Below are 15489 nucleotides of genomic sequence, written 5' to 3'. Positions count from 1 at the left end.
ATGATGCCTTGCGTGATTAAACCAGTTGCCACTTATACGGCAGCAACTGATCAATCTCACTCGCCCGCTACGCCGGCAATCCCCCTTGGGTCGCTGCCTCCTCCTCGGCCATCAAACGATAAAAAGGCTCACTGCTCAACGCCAGGCTTTGTGCCTCATTGCCTTCACGCTGACTGCGCAGTTCGTTGCGATAACTGGTGTATTGCCAATGATCGGGACGAACATCCGAATCGGGGTGCTGGCCCGCCGGGACCTGCAGCTCGTGCAAAACCCCCTCCAACTGCGAGACGAAGTGCTTGATCCGGTTCAGTTCCGAGGCCTCGTAATGGGAGTCACTCCCCTGCGGCTTCATATACAACGTGAACTGGGCCCCCTCACTGACCCGGGCCGAGGGTTCCACCCGCTCCATATCGGTCACTTTCCATTTGTCGATCGGGCTGTCCTCGGAGAACAGCAAGCTGGACAAACCATCGAACGCGCGCGCCAGGTCTTCGCGTTTGACGCTGATGTGAAACTTGTCCCCATCGAACTCTCCGTGCGACTGGCGCTCCTCGCGGCGAACGTGAATAAAAACGTCCTCGCGGCTATTGCTCGACCTATAACCGTTATGTGACGTGGCAAAACCACTTTGGCGCATGGCCAGGTAATCCGGCGCATAGGGCGCCAGCTTGAAATACTGATGCTGGGGCTCGCGCCCAAGTTGCAATTGCAGGCGCTCGAAATTGTCTTTCAAGTGTTCCAGTGTAGATTGACTGGACGCAGTGTTCGGCGCTGCTTGGGAGGCCTGTATCTGAGGCGGTGAGAAGTTGAACTTCAGATGCAGACGATTGTTTAAAGGCATGGTTGAGCTCCTTGAAATGCGTTATCGGGTCATGCGCAGGCTAGGTAATCGCCCATTTCCCTGTCTTTAATAAAGCATCTTCTTTTTTATCAGTATGCGTCCGGGTATCCAGTCTTGCGCAACTAACCAGGTTGCCAATTATGCGGCAGCAACTGCGCAATATCACTGGTTTGCTACGTCGGCTGGCGCGTGAGGACGTCCTTCAAATATGCATACGGATCATGCCCGTTGAGTCGCGCTGACGGGATCAAACTCATGATCGCCGCCGCCGGTTTGTACTTGCGCAAGCTCCATCCGAGGACGTCGCCCCCGTCCCCTATGTGCGTTATTTTGGTTTTTCGATGAGAGGACAAGTCCACGCGTTGCCAGAAGTTCAACCACGGCGGGCCTGACGTCATTTTCCAGCCCTCTTTAGAAAGCCAGTGATAATGAAGTCGTCTGCATAATGCACTATCCGCATTTTTCGAGCTGTCCACTTTGCATTGGGAAACCTCTTCGCCAGCATCGCTTCTAGTCTCGAGGATCTTGAGGCTTACTTCATCAGCTATGGTGCGCAATGGTGGTCGCGAATTTTCGGCGGGGCACGTCGCAACGATGTTGCGGGTATTCCTGCGCTACTCGGCAACGCAGGGAGCATGCAGCAGTGCATTGGCCGACTCGATCTGCGCCCCGCGACATTACACCCTCGAATCATTTTTCCGATGCGCTGAGCTGGGAGGATGCTCAACGAGTTCTCGCAACTACACATTCAAGCTCTGAGCGCGATGTGCGCGATCGAGCCATCCTGATGCTTCTCTTGGCGAGCTTATGCTTTCTAACCTTGGATATACCATATGCATGGATAAATCAGTTTAGGGGCACGTATATTAGAGATGCCCCAGCGTTTTTGATGCCATTTGCAGGCTTATCTAAAAAAATTTAGTGGCGCTGACCTATAATTTAATGATGCTGAGTTCTTCGGATGTTTGCAGCCAACCGTCGTGAATCCACTGCTTCAACCAAGTCGCGGCTTGAAGCGAGGCGGCCTCGCCGTGGAGAACCGCTAATTCAGTGCAAAATTCGGCAAAGCTCCAGCCTTCTTGAATCATACGATTTAGAGCAGTCGCTTCCGTTGGCTCCACGCTGCGATATTGACAAATCATCTGGCCCCGCCAAATCACAAGAAGCTGGGGCCGATCCAGCGCGGCACTCCTGAAAAACTCGGTCTTGTCTTTTACCGCGCGCCACAGTGCAAGGCTGTTGAAACGACAGGTGAGTAAATGCACGCCGGGGCTTCGACAGAACCGCAATGTTGGCCAATCTTCTGGCGGCAGATTGGCCATGTCCTGCAGCGTTAACGGCGTTCCGGGTGGGGCATCGAAGGCGAGAGTAAATGCCCACTCAAGTGCAGCCAATTCGGCCAAAGCTGCACCCTGCTCTGGCGCCAGGTGTTGGTGGATGAACCCCTCGAAGCTTTTCCCTAGCCAGCGCAGGCTGTAGTGGGTTGATGGACATTGACGGATATAGGCGGCGGCGAGCTGCTCAAACTCGTCATCCCCGAGCCAATGCCAGATGGTTGGATAGTCGCCGCGCAACACTTCTTGAAGGCGGGCCTGATAGGCGTTGTGATAAATCGCCAGGCCGGTATCTACAGCCAGCGTCGGACCACCGACGAGGCTGGCGCCAAGCTCGGGACTTACCGTCGCCGAGTGACCTAACAGATAACGCTCAAAAGTCAGTTGCCAGTCGTTCAGGCGCATTTCTGTCTCCCGGCCAGTGCGAGTTTGCCCAGCGTTCGAGCCTTTTGCAGTTCGGTGAGCAGCTCTTCAAACGGCGGGAAAAGGTCATCTCGTTCTAGCAAAACGGCTATTGGGCCGAGGTGTTCCAGTGTGCGTTGATACAGCGCCCAGACAGGGTCACTGACTGGATGATCATGGGTGTCGATCACGTACCCTCCGTAATTGTTGTGACCGGCCAGGTGCAGTTGGCGAATCTTGTTCGCCGGCAGGCCCTGAATGAACGTCCATGGATCGAAATCATGATTACGGGAGCTGACGTAAACGTTGTTGACGTCCAGTAACAGTTCGCAGTCAGTGAGGCGGCTCAGCGACTCAAGAAACGCCCACTCGCTAAACTCATCCGAAGCGGCCCGCACATAGCTGGAGACATTTTCCAGTACCAATGGTCGCTGTAGCACGTCCTGGACCTGACACACTCGACCGGCCACGTAATAGAGGCTTTCTTCGGTATAGGGGAGTGGTAACAAGTCATGAAGTTGGTGGGCGTTACCGCGACTCCAACACAGGTGATCCGAGATCCACGCTGGGTTGACTCTGTCAGCCAGCTGCTTGAGTTGATTGAGATAGCCCGTATCGAGGGCGTGTGGCCCGCCGATGGACATGGACACGCCATGCATGACTAACGGATAACGCTCGGCGATGGCGTCCAGGTAGTACAAGGCTTTGCCGCCCTGCACCATAAAGTTTTCGGAGACGATCTCGAACCAGTCCACGGCAGGCGACTGTTCCAGAATTTGTTCGTAGTAGGCACTACGTAAGCCCAGGCCATAACCCAGACAAGGAAGGGGGGCAGACATTTGCGGGGTCCTTGCAATGTGACCGCAGTGGAAAGCCACTGCGGTCAGACTCGGTGTTCGCTTACTCGCCGACTTTGCCGCCTTCTTTCGTACATTGGGCTTGGGTCATGACCTTGAAGCCGTGACCTTTGCAAACAGCCTGACCTTTACAGGTGTTTTCAGCAGTCTTGCAATCGTTCATGCCTTTGCACGAAGTCACGCCGTAGCAATGAACTTTGGCATCGTCAGCGGCCTGGACCTGAGTAGCAACGCCGGCAAACATGGTGGCGGCGGCGAAAGCGAGAGCTGCACCGGCGGTGGTGGATTTGAAATTCATGTTTATCTCCTCGGTAATCGTCAGGGTGTCGGCTGGACGGTTGTTCCCGTTACGACACACCACTAGAGAGTCCTGCTCTGAGGGTGTTACAGAAGTTGAAAAAAGATCTCGGCTGTGGGTGTGCGTTTTTTATGGCACCTGGCGCTTTGAGGACACCATGAAAGACCTGTTCGGCGCAGTGCGTGAAGATCGAACGGCCTCAGGGATGAACTGTTCCCGCTTTTGTACAGTGCAACCGGTTATATTTTTCGATCCGTGCGATAAGGCTGTAGCTGATGTTGACCTAACCACTGCGTTTTTCTGAATCCTGCTCGGTGAGTTTTGAGCCTGTACTACAGGTCCTGACGACGTTCGGCAGCGAGGCGCTCGGCGAGTGCATCGACGTCTGGTAAACGGTCATCTTGCATGGCGCGCAGCGTTGCTTGCGTCAGTCGCATCTGTCGAATGAACCGTCGGCAATTGGGACAAAAAATCAAATGATGCCGCACCATCAACTTCTCCCGAAGGCCCAGTTGTCCATCGAGATAGTCACTTGACCGCACCACTTGTTCTTTACACGTCAGCATTCACCGTTTTCCTCAAAGTGTTCTACTGTCGCAAAGACCTTCAATCGTGCCCTATGCAGCAGTACCCGAACGTTGGAGAGCGAAACGTCCAGAAGATTACTGATATCCTCCAGTTCCATTCCCTGGCGCTCTCGCAGCAGTAACACGCCGCTTTGCAGTGGCGGCAAGCACTGTAAGGTGTGCTCCAGGCATTGGCGCAACTCTTGCTCAGTCAACAGCGCTTCAGGCGTGTCTTGATGCCAGGCAAATGGTGCCAGCAGCCAATGGCCATCGCTAGGCGAAAAGCGATCATCATCGATAGTGCCATGAGGTGACGGCAAATCGTCAAGCAACACTTCCCTACGGTTCTGTTTGTAGCGACTTTTAGCTGAATTGGCGGTGATGGTCAGCAGCCAGGTTTTGAGGCTTGAGCGGCCTTGAAATCCTGCCAGATTACGCAGCACTGACACTCAGGCATCCTGTACCACATCATCAGCGCCTCGTTCGCCTACGATGGCATAGGCCACAGCCTGCATCGTGCTTTGATAAGTGCTGACGAGTTCCTTGTAAGCCTGAGATTCGCCCGCCAGCAGACGCTCGACCAGTTTGGCGTCATCCTTCATACGTATACCGCGTCGTTTGAGCGGCGTCAGCCATTATCAAAGTCATGAGAACAGAGGCCCCATCAAGTCGGCGGAAGCAAGGAACCGCATAGTATGCCGGGACCTGTGCGGTCGCTGTAGGGCGATACCCCAAAAAACTCCAGTTGTGGGTAACTGGAGCATCTTTACTGACACCCATCGCATTAGCGAACAGAGTGCCGGGCTATCAGATGATCGACCGACAGCTTGCCCGGCCCAGTGGCCATCAAGTACAGCAATACCGCGGCCCAGGTGCCGTGGGTTGGGTAGGCGTCGGGGTACACAAACAACTGAATGGTCAGGTTCATGCCCAGCAGTGCCAATGCGGAAAACCGTGTAGCGAGGCCAATCAGAATCATTGCGGGGAAGACATGTTCGGCAAAGGCGGCCATGTGAGCTGCGACCTCCGCGGACAACCATGGCACGTGATACTCACTCTTGAACAATGGGATGGTTGAATCCGCCAGGCGTGGTAGGCCTATTTGGAACGTGCCGTCAAACAGGTCAATGGCCAGGCCCTCGATCTTGGTCTGCCCGGACTTCCAGAACACGGCCGCGATGGAAAATCGTGCGATAAAAGCAACCAGGCTCTGAGGGATCATGCCCAGCAAGGTGATGGCGCGGGGGACGGGATTGTTCATGAGGAAGCCTTAAGGTGTAAGTGGGTAATGGCGTTGCGGCTGATCAGCAGGGCGAGGGTTTGGCTGAGATCGAATACGGGTGTCGCCTTCAGCGCCTGCGCCAGGGATTGCTCGTTTTGCAGGTTGTGGATGAATGCGCAGGCACCGGCATCAATGGCAAAAACTTCGACCTCCAGTCCGTTACGCAATATCAGCGCGTTTTGCCCTTGGTATAGGTCGATGCCCGCCAGTGTTGCCTCCTGTTGGTGAGCCGCCCAGATTGCGACCACCGCGAAGGGTGAATTCAAAAGGGCTAGGGAGGGATGAAGCCCAATGTGCAGTTCATGCGGAGCATTCGCCGAGAGCATGGCGGCGATCTGTTCATGGCTTAGCGGTCGTACATCCGAGGCGTGGTAAGCGTTGACCCGCCAACGCTCCAACCGTGCGATATCTGCCAGGTACGGCACGCTGGCGGCCGGTTCGAAGCCTGCGATGAACTCGGCCAGATCCTGGCCGTAATCATTGATCAGCGGGCTTGTGGGCGGGCAGTTCTGCACGTAAATCTGGGCCATGGATCGGAAAAACTCACTGCCCACTAGTTGTGCAACCACCGGATAACTGTCCGTCAATGCATTGATCAATGAGCTGTGCACATTATTGCGATACACCGCAAAACGGCTGGCCGGATTAGCGCCGTTGGCGCTGAACAAGCCCTCGGGGCAAGGCTGCTGCATATCAAGCAGGGCGGCGGCAAACGCCGTTTGAGTGCTCAATGCAGGCCTTGCGTGTACAACAGCAATTTATCGGCCCGGCGGACTTCGGCGTGCAGCTTGCTAAAAGTCGGCAATTGATTGTCGCGCTCGATGAGTGTCGCGACCGGTCCGACTCGTACCAGCACCTGTCGATATAAGGCCCAGACCGCATTGTCGATGGGCGCGCCGTGATCGTCGATCAGCAGTCGGTCGCCGAGGTTATCGGTGTCTTCGGCAAAACCTGCCAGATGAATCTCGCCCACGGCGTGAAGCGGTAAGGCGTCGATGTAGGCTAAAGGATCATCGGTGATGATTGATGCACGAGACATAGACGTTATTCACGTCCAGTAACAAGCCGCAACCCGTGCGGCGAACGATCTCGCTTATGAACTCGGCCTCATCTAGGGTCGAGCGCTCGAACGCCAGATACGTGGCGGGATTCTCCAGCAGCATTGGGCGTTTGAGTGCGCTTTGAACCTGGTCGATGTGCTCGCAGATACGGTTCAGTGTTGGCGTGTCGTATGCCAGTGGTAGTAGGTCATTGAGGAACGTCGGGCCATGGCTGGACCAAGCCAGATGTTCGGAGAAGGACTGGGGTTGGTAGCGGTTTATCAGCATGGCCAATCTTTGCAGATGCTGAACGTCCAGCGGGCCTTCGGCACCGATGGACAGGCCAACGCCGTGTAATGACAGCGGATACTGCTCGCGAAGCAAACCCAAATAGTGATGAAACGGACCGCCGGCCACCATGTAATTTTCGGCATGGACTTCGAAAAAACCGATATCCGGTTGTGTGCCGAGCACTTCACGAAAGTGCTCGGTTTTGAGTCCCAGCCCAGCCCGGGGCGGCAGCCCGAACGACAAATGGTTCATGGTCGATACTCAGGCGGGCTTCAGGTCAGGGCTTGGCTTGGAACGCTTCCAGCTGACCAAAACCGGTCGCGGAGGTTTGGCTTGTCGTGGTGATGCAAGTACCTTTAGGGACCAGTTTCCAGGCGTTGGTCTGGAAGTCGGTTTTCGAAGTACCGGCGCAGGTCGTGCCAGCGCCTGCGGCACAATCGTTTTTGCCTTTGAGGGCAATACCGAAGCATTTTTCCATGTCGTCGGCCGCATGGGCGGTCGACACGGCCGCCATGCTCAAGGCCGAGCCGAGGGCCAGAACGAGGGCGGTGGCGGACAGCGTGCGAGTGGTCGCAGTCATGATGTTTCTCCGGAGCTTGGTTTGAGTAAGGCGCGGTTGTACTTGCGCAGCACTCTAGAGACCGGCCATCACGCGGCGTTACAGTCATTGCAATTTTTTTTCTGACTGGATGCGATTGAGGGGCGCAGACTGATTGAATTGCCCAGGTCTTCGCAGACTGTCACAGGGAGGCGGAGCCTAGGATGCTCGTTCTGACACGCTTTAATGCCAGCACTCGCAAAAACTGCCTGATTGGCTGGGCTCGCACGTGCGCTGCTTCGCCTTTCTGGGCGGTATCTCGCAGATCCTGGTGCCGGACAATCTGCGCAGCGGCGTCACCAAAGCGCATCGTTAGGAGACGGACATCAATCCCAGTTACCGCGACCTGGCCGAGCATTACGGCGTAGCCGTATTGCTTGCTCGCTCGCATAAGCCGAGGGATGAAGCCAAGGTCGAAGTTGGCGTGCAAGTGGTCGAGCGCTGGATCCTGGCAGTGCTGCGCAGCCGCCAGTTTTTCTCGCTCGGCGAACTCCAACACAGCCATCGAACTGCTGTTGGATCGATAGAGCGCGGCAGTGTCACTCCTCAAGCGTTGAATAGTGTCTATCTGTGGGGCGTCTCTGGTCGAGAAAATGCTGATGCAGTTGGCTGGGGGGGGCATGTCATTTGGTCGCGGTTTTCGCATGAGGGGAACCTCGTTACCGACGGCTGCTCATGCGAAGAGGGCGGGCACTGTACCTAGGCGCGCTCCGGCCGTCAGCACAGCCGTGGTGCAGGCGACGAAACGTGAGGGGGGCACGCCCTGTGCGAAAATTCCAGGCGGATAAAATCGCCCCCCGACAGGCCTAAGGCCCGCTCGGCAAGGCGTTGCGAACCTTGGATGTGAGCCGGGTAAAAAACTGGGGTGGTTCACTGATTGGCCGGCGGTTGCCCTGTTTTGCTCGTGGGTCAGGCCATGTGGGTCAACTGGCGGGCAGCATGCACCAGTTGCTCCAGTTGATGATGGGCCATGGCGCGGTCCATTTGCAGCAAGGGCTGGCGGTTCCACACCACCCGCTCCTGACTCACGGGATCACGCCCCAGCACCGGTTTGCAGACGTCTTGGCTGAACATGTTTTGCTCTTCGACCAACGCGTGCCCGGTTGGTGTCACGTTGGTGAACATCAGCAGGTAACCAACAGGATGCTCGGTCAGGTGGCAGACATGGCTGTCGAGTTGCAGGCTGGTCACCGAATCGATGGTCGAAGGGGCCGGCAGTGACAGTGAGAGACACAGCTGCTGGATCGCGTCTTGAAAGTGCGCAGTCATGATGATTTCCGAGGGCTAAAAGAACGCATTAGAGCAGTACGGAAAATCGCTAACTATCAGTCATGGTTGGAGTTTTTTAACTTTGGTGAAAAATTTTCCGAATCGCAGCGTCTGCAAAAAATACGACCAATCCTGATAGGTCGTCTCCGCAAATCTCCCTAGACTTCCCGGAAAATCAAAGGCAACACAGAAGGAAGTCATCTTGCAGATCAATTTGTTGGCTCATAGCCACGGCACACTCCCAACCCAGGCCCCAGGGATACCGGAAGGTCGGCTGGGCAACCTGAGTGCTCGTCCGGTCGACACCGACACTGCCGCAAAACTGCTCGCCAGGCGAAATGAGTCACCCCAAGGGGGCGGCTTGCTCTCGCGTATCCTGGCGCAGATCATCCGACCGTTTGCGGCGGTGCGGGAGTGGATTAGCAACTTGCTGGGGCACAGCGCCTCGCCTCGTGCTTCGCAGGTGGCGCCTCAGGTCCAGGCTCCACCCGTTTCTGCGGCGGAACTCAAGTTGATGATGCAGCAGTTTGCGCTCAAAGAAGCCCCCAACGGCCTGGCCAAGGCCGGTCAGTTGGCCGACGTTACTGCCGCGAATCTGCTGGAAAAACACAGCGCGCTCGCCACCGGCAATGGCGCCTTGCGCTCCGTGGCAACCGCGCTGAAAGCCGTCAAGGATCACTCGCAGAACACTGACAATCGTTCGCTGGCGGCCTCGCTGCTGGATCAGAAAGTGGCAGGCATTTCCTTGCAGCAATGGGCCACGGTCGGGGGGCAGGCCAGCGCTTGGCTGCAAGAGGCGAGCGCGCCGCAGTTGGCGCAAGCCGCGCAGCAACTCAATCAACTGGCCAGTGGTGTCAGCCAGTTGGAGCAGGCGGTTGGTCGGGAGTTGAGGGGCGACTCCGTGCCCCCGCCACCCGCTGATAAGCTGGCCGATGCGCTGCTCGAGCATTTCGGACTGGAGGCCGAGCAGTACCTGGATGAACCCAAGGATGGCCAGGCGCCTGCCTTCAGCGATGGGGAAGTGATGGCCATCGGGCTCTACACCAATGGTGAGTATCAGCCGCTGAACCGCGCTTTGCGGGCCGGCAGGGAGCTGGATCAGGGCCAATCGGCAATTGCCCAAGGGTTAAACTCGGCCTTCGGCAAAGTCGACGCTGACGAGACCGTCGTCAAGACCTTCCGGGGCACCCGCGGTGGCGATGCGTTCAGCGGTGTCGCAGAGGGCCACAAAGGCCAGGACGCGGGCTACCTGTCGACGTCCATGAATGCGCAGACTGCCAAGGATTTTGGTAACCATGGCACCCAGTCGACCGTGTTCGGCAAATCTGGGCTGGATGTCAGCAGCATCTCGATCGAGGCAGCCGAGCAAGAGATCCTCTACAACAAGAATACCGAGATGACCGTGCTGTTCAGTGCGAAGGATAGCCAGGGGGTGACCAAACGCGTGCTGGAGGAGTCCGTGTTGTCCACAGACAGCGGACGTCAGAAAGGTTTGCTCGATGCGCTGGATTTACCCGCCGCACCGAAGGCGCAGCCGGGTGATGTCCTCAGCCAGGACCTGGGTTTGAGACTGCGTGGCTTGGATCTGGCCTGATCCGATTTCTCGCCTGTTTTGCCTTGCCTGATCGCTACTCGGTGACTTTTCGTACAGAACCCTAGAGCCAGATGTCGACCTGGCGTTCCTCAACGGCAATCGGTTGGCCCTGCTCAAGCAACCGTCAATACTCGGCCCGAGCAAGTCTTGCGGGCCGTCCAGCGGTTTGGCGGGGCTTGCCTGGAAACGTCGTTGATTGGCACGGACCTGCGCCAGGATCTGCCGGTCCTGGCGCAGGATCACCCGGAGCAACTGGCGCAACACGCCGCGCTTGAGCACCGCCGCAAGGCGTCAGCCAGGCGCTGACCAGTAGAGGCGGTGGTTGTGGTACTCGATTTCCGCCAGGCCTGGCAGGCGGACCTCCAATGTTGGCACCGCGCTCACCTTCGAACAGTCGCGAGATCAGCCCTGACTGTTTACCTTCCTCGCTGTACACCGCCTCGACCCCGTCGGAGAGCGGGCGAATCCGTGCTCTGATTTTCTGTCGTTGCTTGTCGTGCCGCATCCAGCGATGCGTGGGCGAAATGGGATTGGTTGGCCTCCAACAAATCCTGTAAGTGGACCTGTTGTTTCGCGTTCTCAGACTCTGCGGATTGCGCAGGAACAGGCATCGCGCTTGTTTGATGAGTTTGCGAGCCGGCTTGTCGTGACGCGACCGGTTAGCTTCGTCGACGCGAACCCGATCGATTGCTTCTCGGTCATATTTGGCCACGACACGGAGCAGGTCATAGATCACGCGCGTTTTTGGGCAGTGCTGACGAACTTCCAGATCAAACGCAGTGTTCATGTTCATCGCCACCGCTTCGATGCGAGCGCATCCCTCAGGCCCCAGTTCTTCGAAAAAGGGCCGAACCGCCGCCCGGCGGCGGTCTTCACCGATCCACAATACTCGTCGTGTCTCCGCATCCAGGTACAACACTGGCATAGCGATGCCCTGTGAACAGCACGAATTCATCCATTACCAGGCGCGTCGTGGTTGCGCGTTCGGCAGTTCGCTCAGCACCGCCTGCAACGCTCGACGCTCCAATAACCGAACGGTGTCCCAATGCAGCCCAAACATCTGGGCCACGTGCAAGGGGGGAAGGCGCTCGCAGGCCTGAATAACCGTGTGCGCATAGCGATCCAGCCAACTGATGGCCTCCATGCGTTTGCCACAGTCGCGGCAGCCAACCCGCCTGAGCAAGACGCACAGGCGTACCCCGCGACCGAGAATGGGCAGGTCACGAACGGTTCGCTCGCAATACTCATAAGTGGTTGAGCAAGGTTTTTGGCTGCCGCCGTAGGAAGGGGAGTGGTTGGCGTGGGGGATCAGATCGATCTGCAGGGCGTCGCCATCAGGTTTGATTGTAACGATAGAAAAGTCCTCCCCAAAGAAGGAAAGTATTATATCGCGCATAAGAATGCCGGTTTGTTTGATGTGTTTGTTCGCACGAACATCATCAATAAAATCGGCGTTCTTGTTATGGATAGACGCTTGATCAGCACCAAGTAATCCGTGCCTGTACGCTTCAATCAGCGGTTGGAGCGAATATGGGTAAAGGATGCGTAAAGCTACAACAGGAAAACCGGTAAATAAAGAGTGGTGATCGATATATTGATGAAAAGCCCCAGCCTTTGAATGCGGGTGAGGTTTCAATAGGTGCAATATAAAACTCGCTGATCAAGACTCGCAACATGAGCGCGGGAGACAACCAATGCAGGATTTTGTGAAAAGCAGAGTGCTGCATTTTTTATCTGGTATCGCCGGAATATTAGACGTCCTGTTAATTGGAGGCGTGGCCGCCACAAAGTCAATATGGCTCCATTTCGGATGGCTTACGTCCTCATTGTGCAGTCGAAAGCAAAAAATATTTTAAGCAGATGTTTCAATTAAAAAATGTACCTTCATTTGTTGTACCAACGTCTGAATTGCGTTCAATGGTTGAGCGCAGTAAACCTGAAGCGCACAAAAGTGTGCTGGAATGAGATTCGTCTCAAAAATGGTTTTTTAGGCTCTGCAAGGTATGAGTGGACAAACTGCGATAACGGGTGCCCAGCCATTGATTTGTTTGGTGCTGGAATTGCGATAGTGCGGTTCTGGTTTTCGCAGTGCGTAGGACTCAACCTACTTTTTCTTAAACAGGAGCTAAGGCAGTGAGATGGTCTGTGATGTCGCCGTTACGAATCGCTATGCTGGACGACCACGCATTAATTCGCGAAGCGTTGAAAATTCGTCTTACCCTGGAAGTTGACTTCAAGGTTGCGGGTGTCTACGAAACCGGCCGCGAATTGCTTGAGGGCTTGCTGGTCCAGCCGGCGGATTTGCTGGTGCTTGACTACCAGTTGGCTGACGGTGAACTGGACGGGCTGCGCTTGATCAAGTCCGTGCGCACCCGGCACCCAGATTTGCGAATCGTGATTTTCTCGTCGCTGGACAGGCCCGCGACGGTCAACATGTGCATTCGTGCAGGGGTCAACGGTTTTGTCGGAAAAACCCAGGCAAGCGATGAGTTGCTAAAGGCCATACGAATGGCCGCTCTAGATCGTATCTACCTGTCGCCAGAAGTGGCGGCGGCGCTGGAGAAAAAGCCGGTACCGCAACTGCCCGATGACGAACACCATCTCCAAGGTGATCAAGCGCTGGCCGACTACCCCGAGCTTTCTCCCAAGGAGCGTGAGGTCCTGCGCTGCTGCTTGCAGGGCTTGTCGGTTTCTCAAATCGCCATCAAGTTCACCCGCAGTCGCAAGACCATCAGCGGTCAGAAGCAGGCGGCTTTCAGGAAGCTGGGCATAAGCACCGATGGTGAGCTGTTCAAACTGCAGTCTCAGTTGAAGGATCTTTAAGTCAATGGCTCGAAATCAGTGCCAGCGGGTGCAGATTTTCAGAAGAGCAATAGATAAAAAAGCAGTTGATGGTCTCCCGCATTGGGGGTAGGCAATCGCTTTGCACATTGCATTTTTGAGCCAGAGTTCATTTGCCCGCTTTTGCTCGTCAATACAATGGAAATTCAGTCAGGCAACCAAGGCAGTTCCAGTGACCGAATTACTCTCTTGTTTCGTCGATCATCGTCACAGGTTTGTCCGTTCCTATTCATATCCAATTCGCTGACAACGTATTTTCTCGTGTTTCTGGAGGTGGCTGACGATCAACTCTTCATCTCTGTCGCGGTGATAGTGTCGATGGCCTTTGGTCTGATATGCGCCAGTGGCCTGCGGGCCGTGGAGCATAAAAGTCTGATGTGGCGCTATATCTCGCTGGAAAAACATATTTCAGGAAGCACCTATTTGCAGCAGCTACATACGCTCATTGAATGGCGTCAGCAGGTCGAAGCGGAGAACCGGCCATGCTGCATGGTCTCTGCCATAACGAAGTTGTGCGGATGATGGGCTATCACACTGACGGTGCGGACTCACTGGTTCCAGCGACTGTTATCGACTAGCCATTGCCGGTAGCGTTTGGCCCCAGCGCTGTGAACTGATGGCTGGCGGCCAACGTCAACGCCTTGCCCTCGGCACTGAGGGTCAGTCGGTTATTGTCGGGAGTAGTTATCAACCCGCTCAGGGTAAAACTACCGTGATCAACGCCTCACAATGGCAGTCTCGGATCCCGCATGGTGTAGAAATTTCTGCCACGGCGCAGACCTGTGGGCACGTAATGCCCTCTGCCCGTGGCGCTGCCTGGTTGCTTGAGGAACTTCAGCTCGCCAGGGTCGCTGGCCATGATCGTCAGCAACAGGTCGCGTTGTCTGAGTTCAGTGCTCAAGGACCAGGCGCCGTCGTCCCATTGCCATACGATGCGAGCGGGTTGCTCCTGACGGTCGCCGAGCTTGTGCGCCGCTACTCCGACGCAGACTTGCACTGCTAGATGGTTGGCGGGAATCGCGCGGATTGCCAGCGTGGCAGAGTCGTATTGGCGGTTGCCCAAGAGGAGAGCAGAAGCAGGGTGCACTTGAGCAGCAAGCAGCGAGCGATGGGCGACATGAGCGATACCTTCTCCGGTGATTGGGGGGCTTGAAGCAAGGCGTCGGATATTCGTTGCGCGGTTACATACCTTTGAGACAGGTCTCATACCTTTCGCTGTTGCGTTCAAAGAAGATTGCCTTACTCCAAAGTGCGCGCCGACCTATGCCGCGTGCAGGTTGGTCAATCGAGCCGACGTCCTACTGAGTACGTTGGAAAATTTGTCGTAAGAGGCATGAGTGTTGAATTCAAATCCAGTGAATATTGCCGTTGTAGATGGTAAAACCATTACTCAAACCACAGCGCTTGACGTGGCCAATGCCGGCAAGCCTATTCGGATCAAAGCTATTGCTAACGGCAAGTACATTCTTGCCGAAGGCGACAAGGGGATTGCCCCCGAAAACATTACCATTAAGCGCGTGGGCAAGGATTTGCATGTCGCGCTGGAAGGCACAGACCCGGATCAGCCTCACCTGATCATCGAAGGGTTCTTCGATAACCCAGGGCAGCTGGTGGGTGTAGCGGAGGACGGTACTTATCACGAGTACATTGCTTCGGATGCGGAGCAGGAGCATTCCGCTGCGTTTCTTATTGATGGCGTGTCTTCTCCACAGGTGTTGGGGGCGGAGGAGTTGGTTGGTTTCGGTGACGGGCTTGTAGCCGGTGGTGCCGGTATCGGCTGGTTCTGGCCAGCGCTGCTGGGCCTGGCGGGCGTCGGTCTGCTCGGTGCGGCTAAGGCCGGCAGCGGTAGTGGCGATGATAATAGTGGTTCGATTAATCGCCCCGACACACCTGGCTTGAGTGATGTCACCGATAACGTGGGCACTGTTCAAGGTCCATTGAGCCAAGGCGGTGTCACCGACGACACGACTCCGACCCTCAAGGGCAAGGCCACGGCGAACTCCACCGTCAACCTCTACGACGGTGGCGTAAAAATCGGCAGCACCACCTCCGATGCTTCGGGTAACTGGACGTTCACGCCAAGCACGGCACTGGGCGACGGCGACCACCGCTTCACCGCCAAGGTCGTGACCGCTGCCGGCGGCGAAAGCGCGCCCACTGCGGTGTTTGGTCTGAACATCGACACCACCGCACCGGGTAAACCGGGCGAAGGTGGCAATGGCGGCATCAGCACCGTTAACGATGACGTCGGTACTGTTCAAGGCCCGATTGTCAAG

The 15489-nt window shown here is 56.1% G+C and carries 15 protein-coding genes and 5 pseudogenes; 5 read left to right on the top strand and 15 right to left on the bottom strand.

The features are described 5' to 3' along the window. Window positions 1-67: 67 nt before the first annotated feature. The 11 genes and pseudogenes from ACIOZM_RS20725 to ACIOZM_RS20675 all read right to left on the bottom strand — a co-directional run bounded on the left by ACIOZM_RS20725 (window position 68) and on the right by ACIOZM_RS20675 (window position 7491). Window positions 68-841, bottom strand: a complete 774-nt coding sequence (locus ACIOZM_RS20725) for a type III effector phosphothreonine lyase (protein WP_401216697.1) — start codon at window positions 839-841, stop codon at window positions 68-70. Window positions 842-881: 40 nt separating this feature from the next. Next, window positions 882-1134: pseudogene (locus tag ACIOZM_RS20720) on the bottom strand (transposase domain-containing protein); the annotation flags it as partial. 639 nt (window positions 1135-1773) lie between these two features. After that, window positions 1774-2580: a putative DNA-binding domain-containing protein gene (locus ACIOZM_RS20715; RefSeq protein WP_401216696.1), complete on the bottom strand. Its 807-nt coding sequence runs from the start codon at window positions 2578-2580 to the stop codon at window positions 1774-1776. Continuing rightward, a complete protein-coding gene (locus tag ACIOZM_RS20710; RefSeq protein WP_401216695.1) occupies window positions 2571-3416 on the bottom strand; it encodes a DUF692 domain-containing protein in 846 nt (281 codons plus the stop codon). Before ACIOZM_RS20710 ends, ACIOZM_RS20715 begins: the two co-directional genes overlap by 10 nt. Window positions 3417-3477: 61 nt before the next feature. After that, entirely contained in the window at window positions 3478-3732 is a 255-nt protein-coding gene (locus tag ACIOZM_RS20705; protein ID WP_401216693.1) for a hypothetical protein, read from the bottom strand. A 332-nt stretch (window positions 3733-4064) separates the two neighbouring features. Further along, a complete protein-coding gene (locus ACIOZM_RS20700) occupies window positions 4065-4298 on the bottom strand; it encodes an anti-sigma factor family protein (RefSeq protein ID WP_401216691.1) in 234 nt (77 codons plus the stop codon). Next, window positions 4292-4900 (bottom strand): annotated as a pseudogene (locus ACIOZM_RS20695) (RNA polymerase sigma factor). Before ACIOZM_RS20695 ends, ACIOZM_RS20700 begins: the two are co-directional and overlap by 7 nt. Before the next feature lie 182 nt (window positions 4901-5082). After that, a complete protein-coding gene (locus ACIOZM_RS20690; protein WP_401216689.1) occupies window positions 5083-5559 on the bottom strand; it encodes a DoxX family protein in 477 nt (158 codons plus the stop codon). Continuing rightward, window positions 5556-6311 (bottom strand): DUF2063 domain-containing protein, encoded by a 756-nt coding sequence (locus ACIOZM_RS20685; protein ID WP_401216688.1) that lies wholly within the window; start codon window positions 6309-6311, stop codon window positions 5556-5558. The genes ACIOZM_RS20690 and ACIOZM_RS20685 overlap by 4 nt, the downstream gene beginning before the upstream one ends. Next, window positions 6308-7163 (bottom strand): annotated as a pseudogene (locus ACIOZM_RS20680) (DUF692 domain-containing protein). The gene ACIOZM_RS20685 and the pseudogene ACIOZM_RS20680 overlap by 4 nt, the downstream one beginning before the upstream one ends. Window positions 7164-7188: 25 nt before the next feature. Then, window positions 7189-7491, bottom strand: a complete 303-nt coding sequence (locus tag ACIOZM_RS20675) for a DUF2282 domain-containing protein (RefSeq protein ID WP_401216686.1) — start codon at window positions 7489-7491, stop codon at window positions 7189-7191. A gap of 214 nt (window positions 7492-7705) precedes the next feature. Here ACIOZM_RS20675 and ACIOZM_RS20670 point away from each other — a divergent pair. Next, window positions 7706-8033 (top strand): annotated as a pseudogene (locus ACIOZM_RS20670) (IS21 family transposase); the annotation flags it as partial. 385 nt (window positions 8034-8418) lie between these two features. On the opposite strand, the gene ACIOZM_RS20665 reads toward ACIOZM_RS20670, so the two are convergent. Further along, the gene (locus ACIOZM_RS20665) at window positions 8419-8778 is read right to left on the bottom strand and encodes a CesT family type III secretion system chaperone (RefSeq protein WP_401216685.1); all 360 of its coding nucleotides are present in this window, start codon (window positions 8776-8778) and stop codon (window positions 8419-8421) included. Window positions 8779-8980: 202 nt separating this feature from the next. Between ACIOZM_RS20665 and ACIOZM_RS20660 the strand changes: the two genes are divergently transcribed. Next, window positions 8981-10372 (top strand): ADP-ribosyltransferase, encoded by a 1392-nt coding sequence (locus ACIOZM_RS20660; protein ID WP_401216684.1) that lies wholly within the window; start codon window positions 8981-8983, stop codon window positions 10370-10372. A gap of 616 nt (window positions 10373-10988) precedes the next feature. On the opposite strand, the pseudogene ACIOZM_RS20655 reads toward ACIOZM_RS20660, so the two are convergent. Further along, window positions 10989-11297: pseudogene (locus ACIOZM_RS20655) on the bottom strand (transposase); the annotation flags it as partial. Window positions 11298-11330: 33 nt separating this feature from the next. Continuing rightward, on the bottom strand, window positions 11331-12017 hold the full coding sequence (locus ACIOZM_RS20650) for a hypothetical protein (RefSeq protein WP_401216682.1): 687 nt from the start codon (window positions 12015-12017) through the stop codon (window positions 11331-11333). Window positions 12018-12541: 524 nt separating this feature from the next. Between ACIOZM_RS20650 and ACIOZM_RS20645 the strand changes: the two genes are divergently transcribed. Both ACIOZM_RS20645 and ACIOZM_RS20640 read left to right on the top strand, forming a co-directional pair. Then, window positions 12542-13195: a response regulator gene (locus ACIOZM_RS20645; protein WP_401216680.1), complete on the top strand. Its 654-nt coding sequence runs from the start codon at window positions 12542-12544 to the stop codon at window positions 13193-13195. A 291-nt stretch (window positions 13196-13486) separates the two neighbouring features. Further along, on the top strand, window positions 13487-13735 hold the full coding sequence (locus ACIOZM_RS20640; RefSeq protein WP_401216679.1) for a hypothetical protein: 249 nt from the start codon (window positions 13487-13489) through the stop codon (window positions 13733-13735). A 202-nt stretch (window positions 13736-13937) separates the two neighbouring features. Here the strand turns inward: ACIOZM_RS20640 and ACIOZM_RS20635 are convergent, their stop codons facing one another. Further along, window positions 13938-14276 (bottom strand): hypothetical protein, encoded by a 339-nt coding sequence (locus ACIOZM_RS20635; protein WP_401216678.1) that lies wholly within the window; start codon window positions 14274-14276, stop codon window positions 13938-13940. 274 nt (window positions 14277-14550) lie between these two features. Between ACIOZM_RS20635 and ACIOZM_RS20630 the strand changes: the two genes are divergently transcribed. Further along, window positions 14551-15489: Ig-like domain-containing protein (locus tag ACIOZM_RS20630; protein ID WP_401216676.1), on the top strand; the 939-nt coding region annotated here is incomplete at its 3' end.

The organism is Pseudomonas sp. NPDC087346 (assembly GCF_044744235.1).
Lineage (GTDB): Bacteria > Pseudomonadota > Gammaproteobacteria > Pseudomonadales > Pseudomonadaceae > Aquipseudomonas.
This window is presented reverse-complemented; position numbering and strand designations above follow the sequence as displayed.

Excerpts from the sequence above, each read along its gene's own strand:
- ACIOZM_RS20700 (WP_401216691.1), bottom strand. The coding sequence starts at position 4,298 with ATGCTGACGTGTAAAGAACAAGTGGTGCGGTCAAGTGACTATCTCGAT.
- ACIOZM_RS20705 (WP_401216693.1), bottom strand. The coding sequence starts at position 3,732 with ATGAATTTCAAATCCACCACCGCCGGTGCAGCTCTCGCTTTCGCCGCC.
- ACIOZM_RS20710 (WP_401216695.1), bottom strand. The coding sequence starts at position 3,416 with ATGTCTGCCCCCCTTCCTTGTCTGGGTTATGGCCTGGGCTTACGTAGT.
- ACIOZM_RS20715 (WP_401216696.1), bottom strand. The coding sequence starts at position 2,580 with ATGCGCCTGAACGACTGGCAACTGACTTTTGAGCGTTATCTGTTAGGT.
- ACIOZM_RS20645 (WP_401216680.1), top strand. The coding sequence starts at position 12,542 with ATGCTGGACGACCACGCATTAATTCGCGAAGCGTTGAAAATTCGTCTT.
- ACIOZM_RS20725 (WP_401216697.1), bottom strand. The coding sequence starts at position 841 with ATGCCTTTAAACAATCGTCTGCATCTGAAGTTCAACTTCTCACCGCCT.
- ACIOZM_RS20675 (WP_401216686.1), bottom strand. The coding sequence starts at position 7,491 with ATGACTGCGACCACTCGCACGCTGTCCGCCACCGCCCTCGTTCTGGCC.
- ACIOZM_RS20690 (WP_401216689.1), bottom strand. The coding sequence starts at position 5,559 with ATGAACAATCCCGTCCCCCGCGCCATCACCTTGCTGGGCATGATCCCT.
- ACIOZM_RS20665 (WP_401216685.1), bottom strand. The coding sequence starts at position 8,778 with ATGACTGCGCACTTTCAAGACGCGATCCAGCAGCTGTGTCTCTCACTG.